General features: G+C 40.1%; 21 protein-coding genes and 1 other annotated feature. Of the genes, 19 read left to right on the top strand and 2 right to left on the bottom strand.

Features of this window, described 5'->3' with window-relative positions:
• Positions 1-138: 138 nt before the first annotated feature.
• The 9 genes from BR73_RS0126130 to BR73_RS0126090 all read left to right on the top strand — a co-directional run bounded on the left by BR73_RS0126130 (position 139) and on the right by BR73_RS0126090 (position 9,175).
• Complete coding sequence (locus BR73_RS0126130; protein ID WP_033168671.1) at positions 139-1,197, top strand: acyltransferase family protein; 1,059 nt, start codon at positions 139-141, stop codon at positions 1,195-1,197.
• A gap of 206 nt (positions 1,198-1,403) precedes the next feature.
• Positions 1,404-2,717, top strand: coding sequence for an MFS transporter (locus BR73_RS0126125; RefSeq protein WP_033168670.1), 1,314 nt, complete (start codon positions 1,404-1,406; stop codon positions 2,715-2,717).
• A 17-nt stretch (positions 2,718-2,734) separates the two neighbouring features.
• Positions 2,735-3,190, top strand: a complete 456-nt coding sequence (locus BR73_RS0126120; protein WP_033168669.1) for an NUDIX domain-containing protein — start codon at positions 2,735-2,737, stop codon at positions 3,188-3,190.
• A gap of 47 nt (positions 3,191-3,237) precedes the next feature.
• Positions 3,238-3,963 carry an HAD family hydrolase gene (locus tag BR73_RS0126115; RefSeq protein WP_033168668.1) on the top strand — a complete coding sequence of 242 codons (726 nt, stop codon included), beginning with the start codon at positions 3,238-3,240 and terminating at the stop codon, positions 3,961-3,963.
• 115 nt (positions 3,964-4,078) lie between these two features.
• The gene (locus BR73_RS0126110; protein ID WP_033168667.1) at positions 4,079-4,744 is read left to right on the top strand and encodes a zinc/iron-chelating domain-containing protein; all 666 of its coding nucleotides are present in this window, start codon (positions 4,079-4,081) and stop codon (positions 4,742-4,744) included.
• Positions 4,745-5,034: 290 nt separating this feature from the next.
• Positions 5,035-5,301 carry a CD3324 family protein gene (locus BR73_RS0126105; RefSeq protein WP_033168666.1) on the top strand — a complete coding sequence of 89 codons (267 nt, stop codon included), beginning with the start codon at positions 5,035-5,037 and terminating at the stop codon, positions 5,299-5,301.
• Between the two features lie 534 nt (positions 5,302-5,835).
• Positions 5,836-7,377 carry a ribosomal protection-like ABC-F family protein gene (gene abc-f, locus BR73_RS0126100; protein ID WP_033168665.1) on the top strand — a complete coding sequence of 514 codons (1,542 nt, stop codon included), beginning with the start codon at positions 5,836-5,838 and terminating at the stop codon, positions 7,375-7,377.
• Positions 7,378-7,642: 265 nt separating this feature from the next.
• Positions 7,643-8,068, top strand: a complete 426-nt coding sequence (locus BR73_RS0126095) for a MarR family transcriptional regulator (RefSeq protein WP_033168664.1) — start codon at positions 7,643-7,645, stop codon at positions 8,066-8,068.
• Positions 8,069-8,332: 264 nt separating this feature from the next.
• Entirely contained in the window at positions 8,333-9,175 is an 843-nt protein-coding gene (locus tag BR73_RS0126090) for an alpha/beta hydrolase (protein ID WP_033168663.1), read from the top strand.
• A gap of 157 nt (positions 9,176-9,332) precedes the next feature.
• On the opposite strand, the gene BR73_RS0126085 is transcribed toward BR73_RS0126090, so the two are convergent.
• Both BR73_RS0126085 and BR73_RS0126080 read right to left on the bottom strand, forming a co-directional pair.
• Complete coding sequence (locus tag BR73_RS0126085; protein ID WP_033168662.1) at positions 9,333-9,584, bottom strand: hypothetical protein; 252 nt, start codon at positions 9,582-9,584, stop codon at positions 9,333-9,335.
• Entirely contained in the window at positions 9,581-10,846 is a 1,266-nt protein-coding gene (locus BR73_RS0126080; RefSeq protein ID WP_033168661.1) for a DNA polymerase IV, read from the bottom strand. Before BR73_RS0126080 ends, BR73_RS0126085 begins: the two co-directional genes overlap by 4 nt.
• A gap of 159 nt (positions 10,847-11,005) precedes the next feature.
• Between BR73_RS0126080 and BR73_RS0126075 the strand changes: the two genes are divergently transcribed.
• From BR73_RS0126075 to ilvN, 10 genes are all read left to right on the top strand, one after another.
• Positions 11,006-11,482 (top strand): SAM-dependent methyltransferase, encoded by a 477-nt coding sequence (locus tag BR73_RS0126075; protein ID WP_033168660.1) that lies wholly within the window; start codon positions 11,006-11,008, stop codon positions 11,480-11,482.
• A 385-nt stretch (positions 11,483-11,867) separates the two neighbouring features.
• Positions 11,868-12,626, top strand: coding sequence for a tyrosine-protein phosphatase (locus tag BR73_RS0126070; RefSeq protein WP_033168659.1), 759 nt, complete (start codon positions 11,868-11,870; stop codon positions 12,624-12,626).
• Between the two features lie 489 nt (positions 12,627-13,115).
• Positions 13,116-13,886 carry an ABC transporter ATP-binding protein gene (locus BR73_RS0126065; RefSeq protein ID WP_033168658.1) on the top strand — a complete coding sequence of 257 codons (771 nt, stop codon included), beginning with the start codon at positions 13,116-13,118 and terminating at the stop codon, positions 13,884-13,886.
• Between the two features lies 1 nt (position 13,887).
• Entirely contained in the window at positions 13,888-15,003 is a 1,116-nt protein-coding gene (locus BR73_RS0126060) for an ABC transporter permease (protein WP_033168657.1), read from the top strand.
• Between the two features lie 37 nt (positions 15,004-15,040).
• Positions 15,041-16,294: an ABC transporter permease gene (locus BR73_RS0126055; protein ID WP_197032726.1), complete on the top strand. Its 1,254-nt coding sequence runs from the start codon at positions 15,041-15,043 to the stop codon at positions 16,292-16,294.
• Positions 16,295-16,469: 175 nt separating this feature from the next.
• On the top strand, positions 16,470-17,609 hold the full coding sequence (locus BR73_RS0126050; protein ID WP_033168655.1) for a histidine kinase: 1,140 nt from the start codon (positions 16,470-16,472) through the stop codon (positions 17,607-17,609).
• Positions 17,610-17,657: 48 nt separating this feature from the next.
• Positions 17,658-18,287: a response regulator transcription factor gene (locus BR73_RS0126045; protein ID WP_033168654.1), complete on the top strand. Its 630-nt coding sequence runs from the start codon at positions 17,658-17,660 to the stop codon at positions 18,285-18,287.
• 80 nt (positions 18,288-18,367) lie between these two features.
• A complete protein-coding gene (locus tag BR73_RS0126040; protein ID WP_033168993.1) occupies positions 18,368-18,937 on the top strand; it encodes a GNAT family N-acetyltransferase in 570 nt (189 codons plus the stop codon).
• Between the two features lie 451 nt (positions 18,938-19,388).
• Positions 19,389-19,684: a binding site (T-box leader), on the top strand.
• 116 nt (positions 19,685-19,800) lie between these two features.
• Complete coding sequence (gene ilvB, locus BR73_RS0126035) at positions 19,801-21,522, top strand: biosynthetic-type acetolactate synthase large subunit (protein ID WP_033168653.1); 1,722 nt, start codon at positions 19,801-19,803, stop codon at positions 21,520-21,522.
• A gap of 55 nt (positions 21,523-21,577) precedes the next feature.
• The gene (ilvN, locus tag BR73_RS0126030; protein ID WP_347463649.1) at positions 21,578-22,102 is read left to right on the top strand and encodes an acetolactate synthase small subunit; all 525 of its coding nucleotides are present in this window, start codon (positions 21,578-21,580) and stop codon (positions 22,100-22,102) included.
• Positions 22,103-22,167: the final 65 nt, after the last annotated feature.

Raw genomic sequence — 22,167 nt, 5'->3', positions numbered from 1 at the left:
TTGATAGCAAAAAAAGGGTATCTTTAACAAAAGTATATTGATATAATACAACTAAATATTTATGTGTTCTATTCTGATTATAGACTGTATTTGGAAAAGAAAGAGTGCAACTGATCATATTTTTGAGAAGGAGTTATTATGAGAAAGTATTACATTGATAATATCCGTATCCTTTGTATTCTGCTGTTGTTTCCGTTTCATACGGCGATGATATTTAATAACTACGGTGAAAACTGGTATGTGCACAGCAAGGGATCAGAGGCTGCCAGCTTATTTCTTATTGCGGTATATCCCTGGTGGATGGCAATATTATTTGCAATGGCAGGAATGTCTGCAGTATATGCACTTAATAAAAGAACTGCCAAAGAATATCTTAATGAAAGAATACATAAGCTTTTAATTCCAACTATAGCTGCGATACTTTTACTGGTACCGGTGCAGACCTACATAGCAAATCGTTCCTTTAACGGTTACAGTGGAAATTATTTGGAGCACCTTAGGTTTTTCTTTCGCCTGACTGACTGGAGCGGTTACGATGGGCATTTTACAACAGGGCAGCTCTGGTTTACCCTCTATCTCTATCTATATTCCTATTGTTTTTTATCTCTTATGGTATGGTACAAGAATAGGGATAAGAAGCTTAAGGGCGAGAAGTTCACCTTAATAAAGCTTATCCCTATGTTTATACTGATTGCGCTGGTAACGCCTGTCTTGGATATTGGGGGTAAGAGCATCAGTGAATTTGCTGCTTACTTTTTACTGGGGTATTTTGTTCTTAGCATGGAAGAGGTTCAGGAAAGACTTAAGAAGTATAGTGCATTACTGGCTGTATTCTGGGTAGCTCTTATAATCTGGCGCTGCATCATGTACCAAAAGGGACTAGGAGAAGGGCTGCTGTGGGAGATTGAACAGAGGCTTCTTGCCTGGGTAGGAATACTGGCAGTATTGGGGATTGGCAGGCGTTATCTGGAGTTTAATAATAAGTTTACGTCATATTTTACGCCGGCAGCTTTTCCGCTGTATATATTCCACCAAACCATTATTGTAATTATAGGGTACTTTACGATTAGCCGTATAGACGGGTTATTAACCCAATATGTAATTATATGTCTGACCTCCTTTGGGTTAACGATAGCAATGTATGAATTATGCAGACGGATAAGGGTCACCAGATTCTTATTTGGAATTAAGAAATAAGCAGGAAGAAAAGAGGGAGAAGATTATGCTGTGCCGATTGGTGATTGATATGAGCACACATCTCTGTACAAGGTCTGATGGGACGAAGCCTGTACAGAGTATTGGTTGAATAAAATTGTTGTTTAAGTCAGCAGTAAACTAAGATTCGTCCCCATTGGGGCTTGTACTTATAAAATACTATTAAGATATTTTATAAGGAGATTCCAATGGATAACAAAAGTTTTCGTAATTATATCGTATTTTGGTTAAGTCAATCCGTATCACAGTTAGGGAGTGCAATGACGGGATATGCACTGATTGTATGGGCTTATAAGCAGACGGGCTCAGTACTAACAGTATCATTGATGTCTTTTTGTTCCTTTGCACCTTATATCATTGCCAGTTCTGTTACAGGACCTCTCATAGACAGATATAAAAAGAAGACAATTATAGTGCTTTCTGATTTGACAGCAGCGTTGAGCTCACTTGCTGTTCTGCTATTTTTATTGCAGGGAAATCTTAAAATAGGACACATATATGGAGTTAATATTATAATTGGGTTTATGAATTCATTGCAGTCACCAGCAGTCTCTGTAGCAGTGAATAACATGGTGCCAAAAGATAAATATAAACAGGTAAGCGGGATGGATTCCTTTTCCGGAAATCTGGTGGCGGTAACAGCACCTATGCTGGCAGCTTTTATATTATCTGTTCTGGGACTGGAAGGTGTTATCTTTATAGACTTAATCAGTTTTCTTTTTGCTGTTGCTGTCTTAATCTTTAAAGTATCCATAAAGGAAACAGGGTATAAGAAAAAACAGCAGAAAGAAGATTATTTATCTAGCCTTAAGAGCGGGTATTTATATCTAATGGAGAATAAGGGTCTTTTGTACATTATGATAAGTATTGCTTTCATGAATTTCTTTTCCAGGCTGACTTATGAGAATATACTGTCACCTATGCTTATTGCCAGAAGCGGCGGTAGTGATATCGCTTTTGGTATAGTAAGCGCTGTACTTGGTATAGGCGGTTTAATAGGAGGGATTCTGGTATCTGCGGGTAAAATATTTAAAAGTAATCTGAAAATGATCTATTATTCGGCAGCTTGTAGCTTCCTGTTAGGAGATCTGTTGATGGGACTTGGAAGGAATGTTTATCTATGGGTAATTGCCGGGTTGGCTGCCAGTATACCAATTCCCTTTATTAGTGCTGGACAGCGTATCATTATGTATGAAAAAATACCAAAGGAGATGCTTGGCAGGATATTTGCAGTACGTAATGCCATTCAATACTCGACTATACCTTTTGGTATATTACTTGGAGGGGTTCTGGCAGATTTTGTATTTGAACCGTTTATGAGTTCTGAAAATTTACTTGCAGCTTTTCTTGGCAGTCTGGTAGGAAGGGGCAAAGGCAGCGGAATGGCAGTAATGTTTTTGATAACAGGTATATTGGGTACAGTATCAACCCTGATAGGATATCACAGAAAAGAAGTTCGAAATATGGAAAATAAAGAATACAGCCGATATAGAAGTGAATGATAAGGAGAACAGCCTATATGATAGAAGTGAAATTTTATGATGAAATAGCGGACGAGAAATTAAAGTTTGCAGTCATTCTGGCGAAGACAAAGGGAAAATGGGTATTTTGCAAGCATAAGGAACGTATGACCTATGAAGTTCCGGGAGGACGAAGAGAACCTGGAGAGAGTATTCTTCATACAGCTATGAGAGAGCTGTACGAAGAAACAGGAGCTCTTTTATTTGACATTACCCCTGTCTGCGTTTATTCAGTTGTAAGAAATGAGGATACAGCAGCCCATGACACAGACAGCAAAGCTGAGGCGGATGAAAGCTATGGCATGCTCTATTTTGCTGAAATTGAGGAATTTGAAGGTGAGCTCCATAGTGAAATTGAATCCATCTTAATTACCGAGGAAATGCCAACTAATTGGACATATCCGCTTATTCAGCCAAAATTATTGGAATATGCGAAAGAAGCTGGATTTTTCTAATAAAATAGTAAATTCCTTTGTAATTAATAATTAGAAGGAGGCTTAGAATGTATCAGAAGCCGGAAATGATATTGTTTGACTACGGACAGACATTAACAAGAGAAGAGAAGTTTAACCCAGTAAGAGGGACTCAGGCGATGTTAAAGCATGCAAAGAGTAATCCCAATGGTGTTACTGCTCTTCAGATACAGGAACTGGCAGATACATTAAGCAGTGAAATCGCAAATGAGCTTATTGGGGATAACAGAAGCAGAAATCTGCTGGAAATAAGTAATTATGCATTTCACCGTTATCTGTATGAATACTATGAGGTGGAATTTGCAGAAAGCACAGAAGTACTTGAACGCATTTTCTGGGATAATGCAGCACCGGGAAGGCCTACAGAGAATATTGAGAAGCTGCTGATGTATTTACAGGAGATAGGAGTACGTACCGGAGTCATAAGCAATATTACCGCCAGTACAAATACCCTTACAAACAGGATCAATGAACTTCTTCCGTATAATCATTTCGAATTTATTCTGGCCTCCAGTGACTATATATTTCGTAAACCTCATAAAAGAATCTTTGAAATGGCACTTGTGAAGACTAAGCTTCCAGCGGAGCAGATATGGTTTTGCGGAGATAATCCCATATGTGATATAGAAGGAGCTTATAATGCGGGGATGAAACCTGTATGGTATACGGCCTGTATGTTCGAAAATACTGGAATTGCTCCCAGTGTACCTTACCTTAAAATTGATGATTGGGAAGAATTAATACATATGCTATAATAGAAGAAGTTGCGGCTTTTAAGAATTAAGCTTTACAGTTTACAACAGGATAAGAGCACTGCAACCTTTACTATTAGATGTATTGCTGCCATGGGTGGCTGAATGTGAGGAATATATGAAGAGACAATGTAGTCTAGATGAAATATCAGATGGTAAATTATACAGTGCCAAGGATTTGGTGGAAGCCAGCTGCAACGGATGTCACGGAAAGGCTTCCTGCTGTCACGGCATGGGGAATTCCATTATTCTGGATCCTTATGATACCTATAGGCTGACAACCGGCCTTAATGTGTCCTTTGAACAATTATTGGCAGGAAAGCTTGAACTGAATGTGGTAGATGGAATTATACTTCCCAATCTTAAAATGATAGGCGCCAAAGAGCAATGTTCATTTCTGGATGAGAGAGGAAAGTGTAGTATTCATAACTTCAGATCCGGAATATGCAGAATATTTCCCCTTGGAAGGGTTTACGAGAACAACAGCTTTCAGTATTTCCTTCAGACCGGAGAGTGCAGAAACAGCAGCAAGACTCAGGTAAAGATAAGCAAATGGATAGCCACAGAGGATTTGGAGAGAAACGAGAAATTTCTTATTAGCTGGCATTATTTTATTAATACTGCAGAAATGGAAGTAAAGAAGGCAGGAGATGAGAAGAGAATCAAAGAAATCAACATGCTTATCCTGAATCTCTTTTATCTTATGAAATATGAGAAGGCTTTAGATTTCTACCAGCAATTTGAAGCAAGGCTTTCAAAGGCAAAAGAACTCCTTGGAATATAATATAAATCATAAAGAAAGCAGATTTTAGAAACACATATTTACTGAAAACAGTTGCTAACTGAATTTCAATGGGGTAATATTACAATTAGTATTAAATATATATTCCGTATGTATCATACAAGATGTTATACTGCTTCTGCAGACTGTGCAGAAGACATGAACAAAAAAAGGAGGCTATTATATGAGACGAAGGCATGTTATGAATGCGTAGCATCAGCTATTGCATTTTTAGAGAATAAATATGTTATAGCTGCTGCTAATCCTAAGAATAATATTATTAGGAGGGCGCAATGGGCTATAGGAAAGCAGAACAGATTCTGCCGAATGAAATTATTGAATTGATTCAGAATTACGTAGATGGGGAATGTATCTACATTCCCAGAAAAGAAAATAACCGACGGGACTGGGGAGAGAGTACCAGTATCAGAGAAGAATTAAAAGAACGAAATCATAACATCTATCTTGACTATAAAAACGGAATGAAAGGGACAGAAATTGCCGATAAGTATTTTTTGTCCGTTAAGAGTATACAACGTATCATTGGTAAAATGAAATAAGAAACAGGTGCAGCTACAGATTTTTTGTTGCTGCACCTTACCATAAAGATGTAAAAATATGTTGCCCTAAGAGGGAAATTGTGTTATTGTAAAGTTGTTGTGGCAAATCTGTCACTCTGGTTCCCTGGAACCCAAACACAAAATACTTCTGAAAGCAGAGGTTGAAACAAGAATAATGATTATTAACCTACTTTTAAACAACGGTAAATTGCGCTAGCCTTAAGATACTGACTCTGAATGCAGGGTATTATTTGAGTGCGCTTTACCGGGGTTACTGATGCGGAATTTATCTGTCTGCAGTAATCTGTTTAAGGTAGGTTTTTTTATGCCTGTAAATGAGGAATGCAGAAAGATAGATTATGGTAATCAGTAACACTAAGATAACTTATCTCAGCTTATAACAGAAATAATCAAAGGAGGGATTGCGGTCATGTGGAAAATACGTTTACGTATAATGAAAGAGTCAGAATAGACCCGCCCCAATTACGGTGTCTGTCCTGACAGGAAAGATTAGTCAGGAAAGGAAGAAAAAATATGGCACAAATTATTATAAATGATATGAGTTTTAGTTATAAGACCTTTTACGAGCCGGTCTTTAACGGTGTGACAGTAAATCTGGACACAGACTGGAAGTTAGGGCTGATCGGAAGAAACGGAAGAGGGAAAACCACCCTCTTGAAGCTGCTCCATGGAGAGTTAAAGCCGGACAAAGGAAAGATACAGCTGGAATCAAAAACCGAGCTTTTTCCTTACGAAAAAGAAGTAAGTTATACCCTGGCAATAGACGTTATAAAAGAGTATATAGGAAACTTGAGGACACTGGAAGACAATCTTACGGACATGGAAGCACTGCAGCAATATCTGGATCTGGACGGTTTTGAAATGGATAGCCGGATACGCAAGGAGATGTACCGGATGAAGCTGTCCGAGGAACTGTTAGACAGGGAATTTTCCTTACTATCCTATGGAGAACGGACAAAGCTTCTGCTGATTGCACTATTTCTTCGAAAGGACACGTTTCTACTGCTGGATGAGCCTACGAATCATCTGGATATTAAAGGAAAGAGAGAAGTGGCAGAGTATTTAAGGCAGAAGAAAGGATTTCTGGTAGTTTCCCATGACAGAGAATTTCTGGACTCGGTAATAGACCATGTAATGGCTATTAACAAAGCAGATATCATTGTTGAAAAGGGTAATTTTACGACCTGGAAACAGAACAAGGATCTAAAGGATGAATACGAGGCACGTACCGGAGAACGGTTGGCCAGGGAAGTACGCCAGCTGGAAAGGCGTGCGAAAGAGAGCCGTTTATGGGCAGGGGTAGCCAATACCCAGAAGTATGCCTTTGCCACCCATTCCAGAACCAATGGCACCAAATCTTACATGGGGCAGGCAAAGCGCTCCGAGGAGCAGATAAGGGAGAAGATAGAAGAAAAGAAATCCCTATTACAGAACTTTGAGACCGTGGCTGATCTGAATTTTGAACAGCTGGAAACAGAAGCCGCCTGGCTGATAAAAGGAAAAGATATCATGTTCTCCTATGACAACAGAGAGTTGTTCTTTGGCCTGTCTTTTATCGTAAAGACGGGAGAACGGATCTGGGTTCAGGGAGAGAACGGTACCGGAAAATCTACTCTTCTTAAAATAATTTCCGGTGAGATTAAAACCAGAGGAATCCAGCGAGCAGAGGATCTGCAGATTACCGAATCGCTCCAGGAACCCTTGTGGAAGGAAGGATATCTAAAGGCACATTTAGCGGAGGAAACGGGGGAAGATGAGATGCGAGTGGCACTCTTTACAGATTTATGCCGGCTATTTGAACTTCCGGAATCTCTGTTTGAACGGCCCCTGGAGACCTTTAGCAGAGGAGAGTTAAAGAAAATTGAAGTCGCAAGGGCACTGTCTCTGGGAAATCATCTTATTCTCTTTGATGAACCCCTCAATTATATGGATATTTATTTTAGAGAACAGCTTGAGAAGGCAATTCTTGCAATAGAGCCTACCCTGGTATTCGTAGAACATGACGAGTGGTTCGGGGAAAAAGTATCTACCAAGGTGATTACTTTAGGCAGATAAATGTCCGAATATCCAATTTGCGGTTTACTATATGGAATACAGGGAAATCTGACACTGTCAGCTTCCCTGTATCCAATAGTGTAACTCAAAGCCAGAGATTTCAGTTAATAAAAGCGGTATAATAGCTAATTAATATGAGAAAGGATAGTAGCAGCAAATTAACCGAAGGATATATATAGAATATGAACTAGTCTAAAATACTGAAAGATTAGATAAGATGAAAATATGTCTTGACATTAGTTTGATATAAAACTATAATGCAATTATGAATGAAAGAGATATAATATCATTAATATCAAAAGTACGGGAAAATGCAAATAGTTTTATTATAGCCCAAATGGAAGCCTGGGGAATAAAAGGCCTTGTTACTTCTCATGGGGATATTCTGTGTGAGCTGTTTGAGAATGACAAACTATCTATGAAGGACTTAACTGAAAGGATAGGCAGAGATAAGTCAACGGTTACCGTTCTTGTAGATAAACTGCTGAAACAGGGTTATGTTGAGAAAGCCAGGGATGATGAGGATAACCGTATAGTATTTGTTACTTTAACGGAAAAGGGAAAAGAACTTAAGCCTATGTTTGAAACCATTTCAAAAGAACTAATAGCTACTGCCTATAATGAAATATCTCAGGAGGAGAAGGAACGGCTAATTGAAACTTTAACAAAAATAAAAAATAATTTTAAATAATTTTTTTAATAAAAAAGTTTGATATAAAACTAATTTGAAAAAATGATAATCTTGCTATTTATTTATTCTACTCTTTAAGCTAAAGATGAAAGAATTTACTGCATAATCTAAAAATTAATAGAAGCTAAAAATTAATAGAAGCTAAAAATTAATCAATGTGAAATTGGAAAATAAAATTTAATCAATCTAAAACTAATTAATCTCAAAAGGAAAAGATTTAGTGTGAAATAAACAGAAAATACAATTTTTATGGAAGAGGCTAATATGGAGACAATTAAAATTTACAGAAAAGTTGCAAAGCTAAAGAAAATTGACATGTTTTATTTTGATACTCAGTGTGGTGATAAGACTATTTTATGCCTGCATGGAATGTATGGAAGAGCTGAGACCTGGGTTGACTTTATGAACCGTTATGGAAAGGAATATCGAATTATTGCTCCGGACCAAAGAGGACACGGTCTGAGCAGCAAACCCATTGCAAGATATACGGCAGAAGAAATGGCTGGAGATATAATAGAGCTGCTTGATTATCTGAAGGTGGATTCAGTGATACTGGTAGGACATTCAATGGGAGGAGGAATCGCCGGATATTTAGGGGCTGTGTTTCCTGATTATATAGATGCCCTGGCAATACTTGATATGTCAGCTTCGGGGCCGCAAAGGAGAAGTACTCTGCCCTTAGAACAGCTGCCAGAAGAAGCACCTTTTACAAAAGGCTGGCCCATGCCCTTTTCAAGTTTGCAGGAAGCAAAAGCCTATATCAGACATGCATCAGGTTCTGAGCTGGAATATCATTATTTCATGAACAGTCTGACAGAAACCGTGGAAGGCTATCATATGATGTTCAGTTCACAGGCAATGGCAGCCTATCGTACCTATTATACGGACTGGTATCATCTGCTGCCAAAGCTTAAGTGCCTGGTATTACTGATCAGAGCAAAAGGAAATGCTGCAGTTTCTGATGAAGATTTTGATAGGATGCAATCCTTGATCTCCCATTGTTTAGCTTATGAAATGACAAACCCGGATCATAATGTTCATTTAGCTGATAAGGTGGAGTTTTATAAATACTTTGATTTGTTCTTGGAAGAATATAAAAGCCGCTAAGCCGGTCTGATATAAAGCTCCTTGGATTTTGGAGTCCCTTGAGGGACAAAGTACTCTTCATGTTTTGAGTATCAATACATTCAGTGCTTATAAACAAACGGTACAAGCAATTTTCACACATAGGTCTAATCTAAGGATATCCGTGTAACTGAAACGCTTAGGTTAGAAGCAGCCAACGGTGGTTCTGTACACTAAAGGACAGTTTCAGCTGTTGTTTTATGTTACCGTTGTGTATATGACAGACAAAAACCAGATGGTACAATCCGGCAAACCGTTCCTCGTTTGAAAGTGAGATATCTTCAATTTTGTAAGTTACCAGAGTGTGTTTCTCATCCTCCAGGCGTACATAGGCAGGTGTGACCTTACCAACAGAATCAAATACGGCAATGACATCAACGGGTATATTCATTCTATATTCACTTCCTCATAATTAACTGATAATTTTTCTCTTGCTACTCCCCCGGACATATGACAGACAGGATTATTTAAAAAGACCGCCCGCATAACAGCATCGCTGCCGTATTTATCTCTGATTCCGTCAACAGCCTGTTCCAGTCTTTTGTGTTTCTCCAGAGTGTGCAGGTTATAGAAAGTCAGTTGGTCGATACCGTCATCGGGTCTTGCATGACTGGTGTGGATACCAAGCTTTCTTACCGGCATACCGTTCCATAGCTCCGTAAAAAGCCTGTTGGCAGCAGTAAAAATCTCACCGGTCTCATTGGAGGCGGAAAAGAGTGTCACCTGATGAGAAGCATAGGTAAAGTCATAGTAGGTAATAGATACAGCGACTACCTGAATCTTGACAGAGTCTTTGCGCAGCCTGGTGCCTACGGTCTCACTAAGAGAAAGGAGAATCAGCCTGGCTGCTGAAGGATCATTTATATCATAGGGAATGGTAGTGGAATTACCGTAACCCTTATTGGCAGGAGGTGTATCAATTACCCGAGAAGGATCCATTCCATTGGAAAAAAGGTAGAGGATCTCTCCATGTTTCTTAAGATGGGAACGCAGAATGGAGATATCCGTGGCGGCAAGCTCTCCAATGGTCTTAATACCTAAGGAAAACAATTTGGCAGCAGTAGCTCTGCCTACAAAGAACAGCTCGGAAACGGGCAAAGGCCACATTTTTGCCGGAATTTCTGAGGGGAAGAGAGTGTGGACCAGGTTAGGCTTCTTAAAATCACCAGCCATTTTGGCAAGAAGCTTGTTACTGGATACACCAACGTTAACCGTGAATCCAAGCTCCTTGTGGATGGTATCTTTTATCAGAGCCGCCACTGTGGCAGGAGGTCCATAAAGACCGGCGGTTCCGGTCATATCACAGTAGGCTTCATCTACGGAAAATGCCTCTACGGAGGGAGCAAAGCTCCTGAGAATATCAAAAAAAGCAGCAGAACATTCGTCATAGAGGTTGTAATGAGGCGAAACCACTTTCAAATCAGGACATTTCCTTAGAGCTTCCTGAAGAGTCTCGCCGGTCTTTATTCCATACTTTTTGGCAGGAATGGACTTGGCAAGTATGATGCCGCCGCGATTCTTAACATCTCCTCCTACAGCAGAAGGAATTTCTCTTAAATCCAGTGTACCGCTTAAATGCTTTAATCGGTGTACCGCTTCCCAGCTTAAAAAAGCAGAATTAACATCCACATGAAAAATTATCGAATCAAACATATGTTCGCCTCCTTGAAACAAATTATAGCAAACATTTGTTCTGGTGTAAAGAGGGAGATAATGTAAATTTTATTTTTGAAAAAAGGGGTTGTAGTGTTAATTTATTCCAGTATACTGGTATTAACGGCGCCGTAAATAATAAAAAAGGAGATTTTATTTATGGAACAAATCAATTTAAAAGCAATAGGAAAAATACAAGTAAATGACGATGGTATGAAATTATTAATTGATAAGGAGTATATTCCTGGACTTACAAATATTAATGATTTTAGTTATATTAATGTGTTCTGGTGGTTTGATCGATGTGATAATGTTGATGCCAGATCAAAACTTATTGAAAAAAGTCCCTATAAAAATGCACCAGAGTTGTTAGGCACTTTTGCAACCCGCTCACCAGAGAGACCAAATCCAATTGGACTAACTTGCTGCTATATTACTTCTGTTGATTACGAAAACGGAATTATCCATTTAGCCTATATAGATGCTGATGATGGTACTCCGATATTAGATATCAAACCGTACACACCCAGTCTGGACAGGGTAGAAAATCCACTAATGCCGGATTGGTGTTCCGGCTGGCCAAAAAATGTAGAGGATTCAGGAAATTTTGATTGGAGTACAGTTTTTAACTTTTAATTTATAACCTATCCATAAAAAACTGACCTCCCATACGTTAGAATTTGGGTCTAACTTATGGGGGGCAGTTCAAACTGTTCTTGTTTTTATAATGAAACAAAAAAACGGGCAGACGGTATTTCATTATTATACCCATTGCATATCGCAGGGCCTGCGATAATGCCACTAATAAAAAGGAGCGAAAGAAGCTCAACGACATTTTTTCAATTTATTATTTTCTTTCACGCGCATACCTGCTATGCAACTAAAATCCTGCAGAAAAACAGCAGATACACTTTCATGAGAAATATTGACCTTATAATTTGACTATACAGGAGGGTTTTGCTACACTTAAAATCAGTAACAGTCTGACTTATGGTTTTAGCACAGAAAGGCGGAAACATTCATGAATTTCAGGCCGGTAAATTTCAGGGATCTTGGAGGCTTAGAAGGAAGCGGAGGCAGGAAGCTGCTTCCCTGCAGGCTGCTCCGATCAGGTGAACTGGTAAGGTTATCAGAAGATGATAAAGAAATACTTACAAAGGAATATCAATTGCGCACCATCGTAGATTTAAGAGGAGAAAGAGAATGCAGGGAGAATCCCGATGACGGAATTACAGGTACAGTCTATCATAATATTGACGTTATAAAGGCAATACATGAGGCAGGCGCAGATATGGGCAGTTTTGAGACCATACCGGATATAGGTACCGTAGACTTCTATATGCGTGGTCTTTATGAACAGATGATACAAAACACAGAGGCTGTAAACAGCTACCGGAAACTGATAGACCTGCTGCTGTTGCAGAAGGAAGGGGCTTTGCTGTTTCACTGTTTTGCAGGAAAGGATAGAACCGGACTGGCAGCTGCGATTATTTTAACCATTCTTGGTGTCGCAAAAGAAGATATATTTTGGGATTATCTAAAGACCAATGAACAACGAAAAGAAGAGAACAGCATACTTCTTAAAGAATTAAAGGAGAAGGGCTTTTCAGAGGAAAGATGTAAAATAGCAGAAACGGCGCTGACGGTTAAAGCAGAATATCTGGAGGCGGCTTATCTTGCGGCTGAGAAACATTACGGTTCTTTTTCTGAGTTTATCAGTAAAGCATTAAAGGTGACAAAAGAGGAAGAAAAGGAACTTGGAAATATGTATTTATACTAGAATGACCATACCATAAATATGTCTCTACAAAGAGGAGGGGCCGGCAGAAATTCTGCCGGCCATTTATGAAAAAAAGTTTATGTCAACAAGGTTGGGGAGCCTTGATTTACCCGATTTAAAAATTTTGTTTGTGTGTTTGTTTCTTTAATGTATGATATTATTATAACGTTCACATGTGTATAGAGTTTGAAGGAATATTGAAGATATTGTGAACAATTAAGAAAGATACTATAAACTTTGAGAATAAAAAATAAAGTGGGCTATGACTTTTGTCATAGCCTTTTCTATCTTTTGGCACTTAAAGAATGGATATCTAACTGCTATACTGAAGTAAGTTTTTGATTGGAGTGAGCCAAAGTACAAGGAGTTACATTGGAAAATGCGTTACATTTTTATTTTTTTCATTTTAGCAGTATTGCAAGCAGGCTCGTACTATGAATTAAATACGGATTGCTGGTATACCAGCGGCAGGGGATGGAGGGAAAAGTGATGGATTCTATATTAAAGTTAGAAGGACTGACAAAGAAATATGATAATAAACCGGTGGTGGACCATATAAATCTGGATATCAAAAAAGGAGAGATATTTGGACTTCTTGGTCCCAACGGAGCAGGCAAGAGCACTACCATGAACATGGTATGCTCCCTGGTAAAGCCTACGGCAGGGCGTATCGAATTGTTCGGTCTGGATACGAAGACTGATATGAAAAAGATAAAGCAGAAATTAGGCTACATTCCGCAGGAGCTGGCCATTCACGGTAATCTGAAGGCCTGGGAGAATGTGGAGCTCTTCACTTCTCTTTATGGCATAAAAGGAGATAAACTCCGTAAAGCAGTAACAGAGTCTCTTGAATTTGTCGGGCTTGAGGATAAGCGTAATGGGTTTGCCAAGACTTTTTCCGGCGGAATGAAAAGAAGGCTGAATATTGCCTGTGCCATCGGACACAAGCCGGAACTGCTTATATTTGACGAACCTACGGTTGGAATCGATCCTCAATCCAGAAATTTTATTCTGGAGAAAATCAAATATGTCAACAGACAGGGAGCGACTGTTATTTACACCAGTCACTACATGGAGGAAATAGAGGCTATCTGCACCAGAATAGCAATTATGGACAACGGAAAGATCGTTGCCATCGGGACCAAAGAAGAACTTGTGGAATTGGTAACTTCGGACAATAATTCTCAAATGACCTTAGAGGAGGTATTTCTAACCCTTACCGGGAAAAAGCTGAGAGATTATGCAGAGGGGGAGATGTAACATGCCGTTCATTCTGATGAAAAATAATTTGAAACTGATGCTTCGGAGTAAGTGGATCTTAATCCTGATGCTCATCTTCCCTCTGGTCACCATTGCTTTACTGGCCAATGCTTTTCGGGAAATGCTTGATTCAGCTTATAAAATGGAAGAATTCAAGGTGGGATACCGGGTAGAAAAGGACAGCGGTTATAAAGAGTTGCTGGAGCCTTTTCAGGCTGTCTGCAAGGAAAATAGCATACTTCTTCAGGAATTTCCGGAGGGAGACATGGAGGTTCTGCTTAAGAGTGAGGCAGTAGCGGTTTTTGTTGATATCAAAGCAGAAGATTCTTATGTTATATATAAATCCAATGACAGGAATACGGAGGCTGCAATTACGGAGAATATATTTTCAAATTTCTTCTACCAGGTAAATGAGGCCAGGAATCTTGCAATCTACAGCAGGGAGCAAGGTATAACGGAAATACCGAAAATAAAGGCTCCGCAGGTACATAGTGAGAAACTGAAAACAGACCCGGTGCCTTCCTCTACGGATTATTATGGTATTGTCTATATTGTCTATTTCGCCTGGTGCGGGATGGTATCCCTGGTGGCGGTCATTTCCAGTGAGAGAAAAAGTGCAATACCAAAGAGAATGAAGGTATCTCATCTGTCGAACCTAAGCTATTACCTGGGAAAATTTATTCCCTGTACTCTGGCTATCTTCCTGGAAGTAAGTGCAGCCTGGGCATTGTCGGTAATGCTTTATGACATTCACTGGGGAAATATTTTGCTGTCTGCCTTAATAATCTTTCTGGTTTCAATGGGCTCCAGTGCTTTTGGTATCGTATTGTTCCAACTGTTTCGCAATATAGGGGTAGGTATTGTCCTGGGGTTTGTAATAACCTGGGTGGCAGGTTTTTTGGGCGGGTGCTTTCAGACATACATGTATGCCCATTTGCCGAAAGTTCTGATAGAACTATCCCCCTTTTATTATTTGAACCGAACGCTGGTTGAGTACTCGGTGAAAGGGTACAGCGACTATACTGCTAAATGCATCCTTATGCTCCTGGGAATGATTGCTGTCTTTAGTTTAATTGGTGTACTTATGATAAATCGTAAAACGGAGGAAGCAGGTTAAGCTTTTATACTGTCTCAGCGGTGGAATGGGGGAAACTATGAATGGTTTTAATACAATAATAAAAATGAATATGAAATTGCTCTTAAGGAATAAGGGTTATCTCTGTTTTCTGATATTGCTGCCAATACTGGCAGTTATCATTCTGAATGTACAGAATATTAATACGGCAGATTCACAGGACAGTGCCTATACCATACAGGAAATGGATCAGGAGAATAAGCTGATATTAAATATATCGAATAATAAATTAAACATTAAGGTTTACGACAGCAGTCAAAGTGAGCTTTCGGAATATATTTTACACAAATTGGCAAAAAACGGCTCTTATCGAATATACCGTTATAAATCACAGGCAATGGATATAGAAGAGGTCAGAGAGAGAGCACTTTATTCAGCAAATCATAATGTTATCGGTGGGATTATATATATTCCGCCTTCCTTTGAAGCGGAGATACTGGCAGGACAGGAAAGCAGTATGAGGGTATTTGAGGGGATGGAGGATGGAAGGAATGCTTTGCTTTACAATGATCTGAATGTGTATCTTCAGGGGCTTTACCGTTATGCCGCTTTAACAGGGTTTCAGAAAGAAGAACTATATTCTCTTATAAATACTTCTGAAAAAGGAGAACCGGTTAAGGAATCTGTCAGCATTGAAGTTGGCGAAACCTTAAATCTCACCGCAAAACAGCTGGACAGCAGCTCCAGTATCGGTTATTCTCTGGCATTTCTTACAATTGCCTTCCTGTTCAGTGGCGTGTTTATAGCGGCTAATGTTATTGAAGAACGTCAGAACAGAGTATATAACCGCGTTCTGTTATCCAGAGCCAGTGTGGGGAGCTATAGTCTGGCAAAGCTTATGATGATTATCTTAACTGTCTTGATGCAGACAGGAATTATGGGGATTTCTATTAAGCTATTAGTAAAAACCGATTATGGTATTCCCTTTGCAAGCTATCTCTTTTTTGTTTTTTGCCTGGGACTTATCTTTAATACCTTAAGTGTAGTAATCGGTATATTGGTAAACAATGTATTGACGGCTAATTATATTGCTTTTATCATGTGGTTTATATCAGCCATGTTAGCTGGACTGTATTTTCCTTTAGATGGAGCCTCTGACTGGTGGACGAAATTATCCATGCTGATGCCCCAGCGCTGGGTTGTAAAAGCAGCTGAAATGCTGATGGCAGAGAAAAGTGGTGTATACAGCATGTTTCTCCTGGTGGTATGCAGTTACCTTATAGTAATACTTTGTATTGGTTATCTGGGTACAAGGATAAAACGAACGGAATAGCTGCATCGGCTCAAAACTTTCTGGATATTTCTATAGATATCTGCATGGGTTTGCTGTGTCTCACAGCTGGGCAGCAGTTGCACAGGCAGGAGGGGTATGTTAAAATGAAGCCAGGAAGCCGGTCAGAACCGGTAGCAGGGCCAGGTTAAAAAAGCAGGAGAATTCGGGGGCGGCTATGGGTGTGAATGGAAAGCACTATTATTTCTCTGCTGTAAAATTATTTTGCATGATTATGCTGATTGGATATTTTATCAGCAACAGTATGGAATCACTTCACAACATCAGTGTGGAGTGGTTTCTTCTTGCTGTAGTCATGATTGCGGCCCTTGGTATTGAGCTGGTGGAGAAGAAAGAAAAGAAATTTATTTTTCTATGTTTTGAAGTGTTATTAACAATTATGTTCCTTGTGATATTTAAGAAAAGCAATAATGGTCTGTTTTTGTTTCCCCTGGTCGTACTGGATCTGGCTGTATTTTTTCGATTGCATATGACAGCCTATTTGTTTACCTTTTCCGGCTTGCTGCTTCAACCTGAAAATATCTATCTGTATGCCATTTACTGTTTGTTTCTTATGATTATATATTTTCAGAATAATATCATCATAGAGAAATACAAGCGATACATTGAGGGTTATGAGCAGAAGGAATATCAGCTTAAAGACAGCCTCAACATACAGGATGCAGTCTATAAGGAGCAATTGGCAAGAAGCAGCCTATCCTTTGAGAATCGGATGCTGGAGGAAAAGGCTGTGTTGTCCCAGGCACTTCATGATAAGCTGGGGCATAGTATTAATGGTTCTATCTATCAGCTGGAGGCCTGTAAGGTACTAATGAAGACGGAATCGGAGGAAAGTGAGCGAATCATGCAGGCGGTCATTGACAGCTTAAGAACCAGTATGGATGAGATTCGTGTTATCTTACGAAGAGAGAAGCCGGATAAGAAACGGATGGCATATCTAAAGCTGGTGCAGCTCAGTGAGGAATGCAGGGAGAAGTTCGGAATAAAGACAGAATTTACGATTACCGGTGAAGACAGGGAGGTTTCGGAGCCTGTCTGGGAGGTTATATTGGACAATTCCATAGAAGCAGTGACCAATGCCCTGAAATATGCCGGTTGTACAGAATTGTACATAGAGATTATCATCCTGCATAAGGTGATTCGCTGCAGTATCAGGGACAATGGTAACGGCTGTGAACTATTAAAAGAGGGGATGGGAATTCAGGGCATGAAAAACCGGATACGCAATGTAAACGGATATATTGATATCAGCAGCAAGGAGGGGTTTCAGATTAATATGATAATTCCGCTTTCGTAAAATAACCACGGTCAGAGATTCTCTGCAGTGCCAGTAAAGGAGTAAAAAATGGAGAAAATAAAGGTGATAATTGCAGATGACAGTGATTTTGTCAGAGACGGTATGCGCATAATTCTCAGTGTAGATGAAGAATTTAAGGTGGTAGGCTGTGCTAAAAACGGGAAAGAGGCTTTGGAACTGGCAATGACCGAGAAAGCAGATGTGGTGCTGATGGATATCCAGATGCCTGTTATGGACGGCATCGAAGCAACACGGGAAATCGTACAGAGAAGCCTTGGAAAGATATTGATCCTGACCACCTTCGATGAGGATGAGCTGGTAGAAAAGGCTATTAAGAACGGTGCAGACGGTTATCTCATTAAGAATCATACTCCGGAGCAGTTAAAGCAGATGATTAAATCCATTCATCACGGTATAAATATTTTGGACGGAAAGGTCTTTTCAAAATTCAAAGACACGGCTATCAGGGCAAATGCAGGCTTTGACAGCAGTATTTTCACAGCCAGGGAGATGGATATTATCGGAGCTGTGGCAGAAGGCTTGTCCAATCGTGAAATTGCAGAGAAGCTTTTTATCAGTGAAGGAACCGTAAAGAATCATATCAGTACCATTCTTGAGAAAGGCAATCTGTCCCACCGTACCCAGGTAGCGGTATATTACCTTACCGGGAGAAAATAATTATAAAACAATCCCTTCCTTGACGGAGGGCGGCATAATTGATAGAATGAGCGAAAATAACCATGAAGGAGAAGGAATGGATGAATTATACGGTTAAACCTCTGGATAGCAGCAACGGAGAGGTATTTACAGATTTTCTGGGAAATCTGGACTTTAGTCTTACCCCCCATTGGGCAACCTGTTTCTGCCGGTTTTATTACAGCGACTGCAGCATAGAAGAATGGGCAGCGAAAAGCGGTGAGACCAATAAGGCAGAAGCCCTGGAGGATATACGTAAGGGAAATATGAAAGGGTATCTTGCCTTTGACGGAGATAAATGCATCGGCTGGTGCAGTGCCAATGACATCGTAAGATTTCCGAGGCTGTCAGAGGATGTCAGCCATCTGATAGAGGGAAAGCGGACAGGCTGTACCATCTGTTATGTGATACACCCTGAGTACCGAAGACAGGGAGTGGCAAGGTTACTGCTTCAATATGCAGTGGAAGACTTTAGACAGAAAGGTTTTGACCATTTACTAGCGTTTCCTGTAGTTGCGGATACTCCTGCGGAAACACATTATAGGGGAAGCGTAAATATGTACCTGGAAAACGGCTTTCAGGAGATTGGTAACCAGGATAATGTGAAGGCTATGCTTTTGGAACTGAATTAGAATTTAAGTGGCAAAAGGGCAGGTAGTTTCAAGGGGACGGAAGTGGCAAAAGGGCAGGTAGTCTCAAGGGGACGGCAAATTGTGCAAACCAGAAAAACGTATGCTTCGATTTCAAGGTATAAGAAGTCCTAATTCTCTGGGTATTTTGTGCTTGACATATTCTAAAACAGATAACTCGCTTGCGCTCAAACAATCTGTTTTAGAATATAGCACAAAATATCCAGAGAAAAGGACTTCTAATACCTTTCCATAGGCGCATTCGTTGTTTCTGGTTTGTACAATTTGCCTGTACTCATTTGGAAGAACGTTTTTTCGCTTGAATCATTTAATAAGTATTGATAGTGTTTGAAATATATTATAATAATAAAAGTATTTCAAATTTTCGTTGACAGATTGAAGTGCATATGATAAATTGTAAACTAATAAATATACAAGTTAATAAATATATATATTAAATGCAGTGACAAGGAGGAGTACATACTAATCCGATTTGCAGAGAGAAGACGGTTGGTGAAAGTCTTCATTCAGGTAGTATGGAAGTAGCCTTTGAGCAGTGAACCCAACGGGAACGGCCGGTAAACCTATGGAAACAGGCTGTTTTTTAGTAGACTTCAACGGAATTTTCTGCCGTTACACGGAAAGCGGTATCGATATCTTTGAGCACTATGGCAAGAGTCCGTATCGTAATGAGTGCAGAGAATTTTCTCTGAATTTAGGTGGTAACACGGATAATTATTCGCCCTAAGCTAAAACTTTAGCTTAGGGCTTTTTTTCGTTTAACTTATGAGGAATAGGAAGAAGTACTATTAGCGTCCCATTTTGCGGTATATAGAGTTGCCGTACAGTTTAGAAGGAGGAGAACCATGGAAATGAAAGGAACATCACTTTTTATCAAAGCACTGAAGGAAGAAGGTGTTGATACACTCTTTGCCTATCCGGGAGGACAGGTAATCGATTTGTTTGATGCCCTTTATGATTCAGAGGGTATCGAGGTAATTCTGCCAAGACATGAACAGGGGTTGATACATGCTGCAGACGGTTATGCCCGGTCAACAGGTAAAGTGGGTGTCTGTCTGGTTACCAGCGGACCAGGTGCCACCAATCTGGTTACCGGTATTGCAACTGCCAACTATGACAGCGTTCCTTTGGTTTGCTTTACGGGACAGGTACCCACTCATCTGATTGGCAACGATGCCTTTCAGGAGGTAGATATCGTAGGTATTTCCAGAAATATCTGTAAACATGCCATAACGGTAAGAGACAGAAAAGACCTGGGTAGGATTATCAAAGAAGCTTTCTTTATTGCAAGGTCCGGTAAGCCGGGGCCGGTAGTAGTTGACCTGCCAAAGGATATTCAGCAGGCTATGGGAAGTGACGAGTATCCCAAGGAAGTATCCATCAGAGGGTATAAGCCCAACACGGGTGTCCATGTAGGACAGGTAAGGAGAGCACTGAGTATCTTAAGTCAGGCGAAGAAGCCCTTGTTCTTAGTAGGCGGCGGCGTTAACATCGCCGATGCGGGCAGAGAGTTTACCCGTCTGGCCGAACTTACCGGTATGCCGGTAATTACTACCATAATGGGAAAAGGCGCGATACCCACAAATCATCCTCTGTACATCGGCAACATCGGAATTCATGGTAACTATGCAGCCAATCGTGCAATTAGTGAATGCGATGTGCTCTTTTCCATCGGTACCAGGTTCAATGACCGAATAACCGGAAAGATTACAGAGTTTGCCAAGCTGGCTTCGATCATTCATATTGATATTGATGCGGCTTCCATCTCCAGAAATATTCAGGTGGATATACCTATTGTAGCCGATGCCAAAACCGCTATCTTAAAGATATTGGAGGAAGCGGAAGCTTTGCCTGTTAAGGAGTGGACAGAAGAGGTTAAGAGCTGGAAGCAGGAGTATCCTTTGGAAATGAAGAAATACGAAGGTATGACGCCGGAAATAATTATTAATAAAATTAATAATAAATTTAAAGACCTTATTGTAGTAACGGATGTAGGACAGAATCAGATGTGGACCACACAGTATCTTGAAATGGATCATAACAGAAAGCTTCTGACCTCCGGCGGACTTGGCACAATGGGCTACGGACTGCCGGCTGCCATCGGAGCGCAGCTTGGTAACCCAGGTACTCCCGTAGTATGTATTTCCGGTGACGGCGGAATGCAGATGAACATACAGGAGATGGCAACGGCAGTTGCTTTGGAGCTTCCCTTGATTCTTTGTGTCTTTAACAACTCTTATCTTGGAAATGTACGCCAGTGGCAGGAAATGTTCTATGGAGGGCGTTATGCCTATACCTGCCTCACTGCCAGAAGAAGCTGTGCTAAGGATTGTAAGAATCCTGAAAAATGCTGTCCGAAATACTCGCCTGATTTTGTAAAACTGGCGGAAAGCTATGATGCAGCAGGAATCCGGGTAGAAAAAACCGAGGACATTGATGGAGCACTGGAGGCTGCCCTTAAGAGGACAGATACGCCTACTCTCATAGAATTCATCATAGAGCCCGAAGCTAATGTGTACCCTATTGTTCCTACCGGTAAACCTTTAAGCGAAATGGTAATGGATTAGAACAGAGGAAAAGTACATTGTACAGGATAATAAGATAGAGGAAGGCAGGAGAAAGATGGGAAAAGCAGCAGAGAATATCATAAAAAAGAGATGGATTTCTCTTTATGTTGAGAATGAGATTGGAGTTCTTGCAAAGATCTCCGGACTTTTTTCCGGGAAATCCTACAATCTGGACAGTCTGACCGTTGGCGAGACGGAGGATGAGACAATCTCCAGAATGACCATCAGTGTTACCAGTGATGAGAGTACCTTTGAGCAGATTAAGAAACAGTTGAACCGATGCGTTGAGGTAATCAAGGTAGTGGATTTTACTGATATTCCAATCCATATGAAGGAAATATTGTTTATAAAAGTTAACAGCCTGAATGCAGGAGAGAAAGAGGAGGTATTCCGTATTGCGCAGATTTATGGAATATCCGTAATAGACTGTGACCGCAGTAATCTGCTTCTGGAATGTGTTCATACGGAGAGTAAAAATAATGCACTGATTAAGCTGTTTAAGAGTTCCTTTCCCAACCGCATTGAGGTAATCAAAGGTGGAAGTGTGGCTATTGAAGCGATTAGTATGGCAGACAGGTAGTTGTAGTTGTCGCAGGAAATAGCAGCAGGCACTAGTAACAGTACAACAAATCAGATGAAGATATT

Source organism: Clostridium sp. KNHs205, assembly GCF_000702945.1.
GTDB lineage: Bacteria > Bacillota > Clostridia > Lachnospirales > Lachnospiraceae > Anaerocolumna.
The sequence above is the reverse complement of the archived record's forward strand: the minus strand, read 5'-3'. Positions and strand labels throughout refer to the sequence as shown.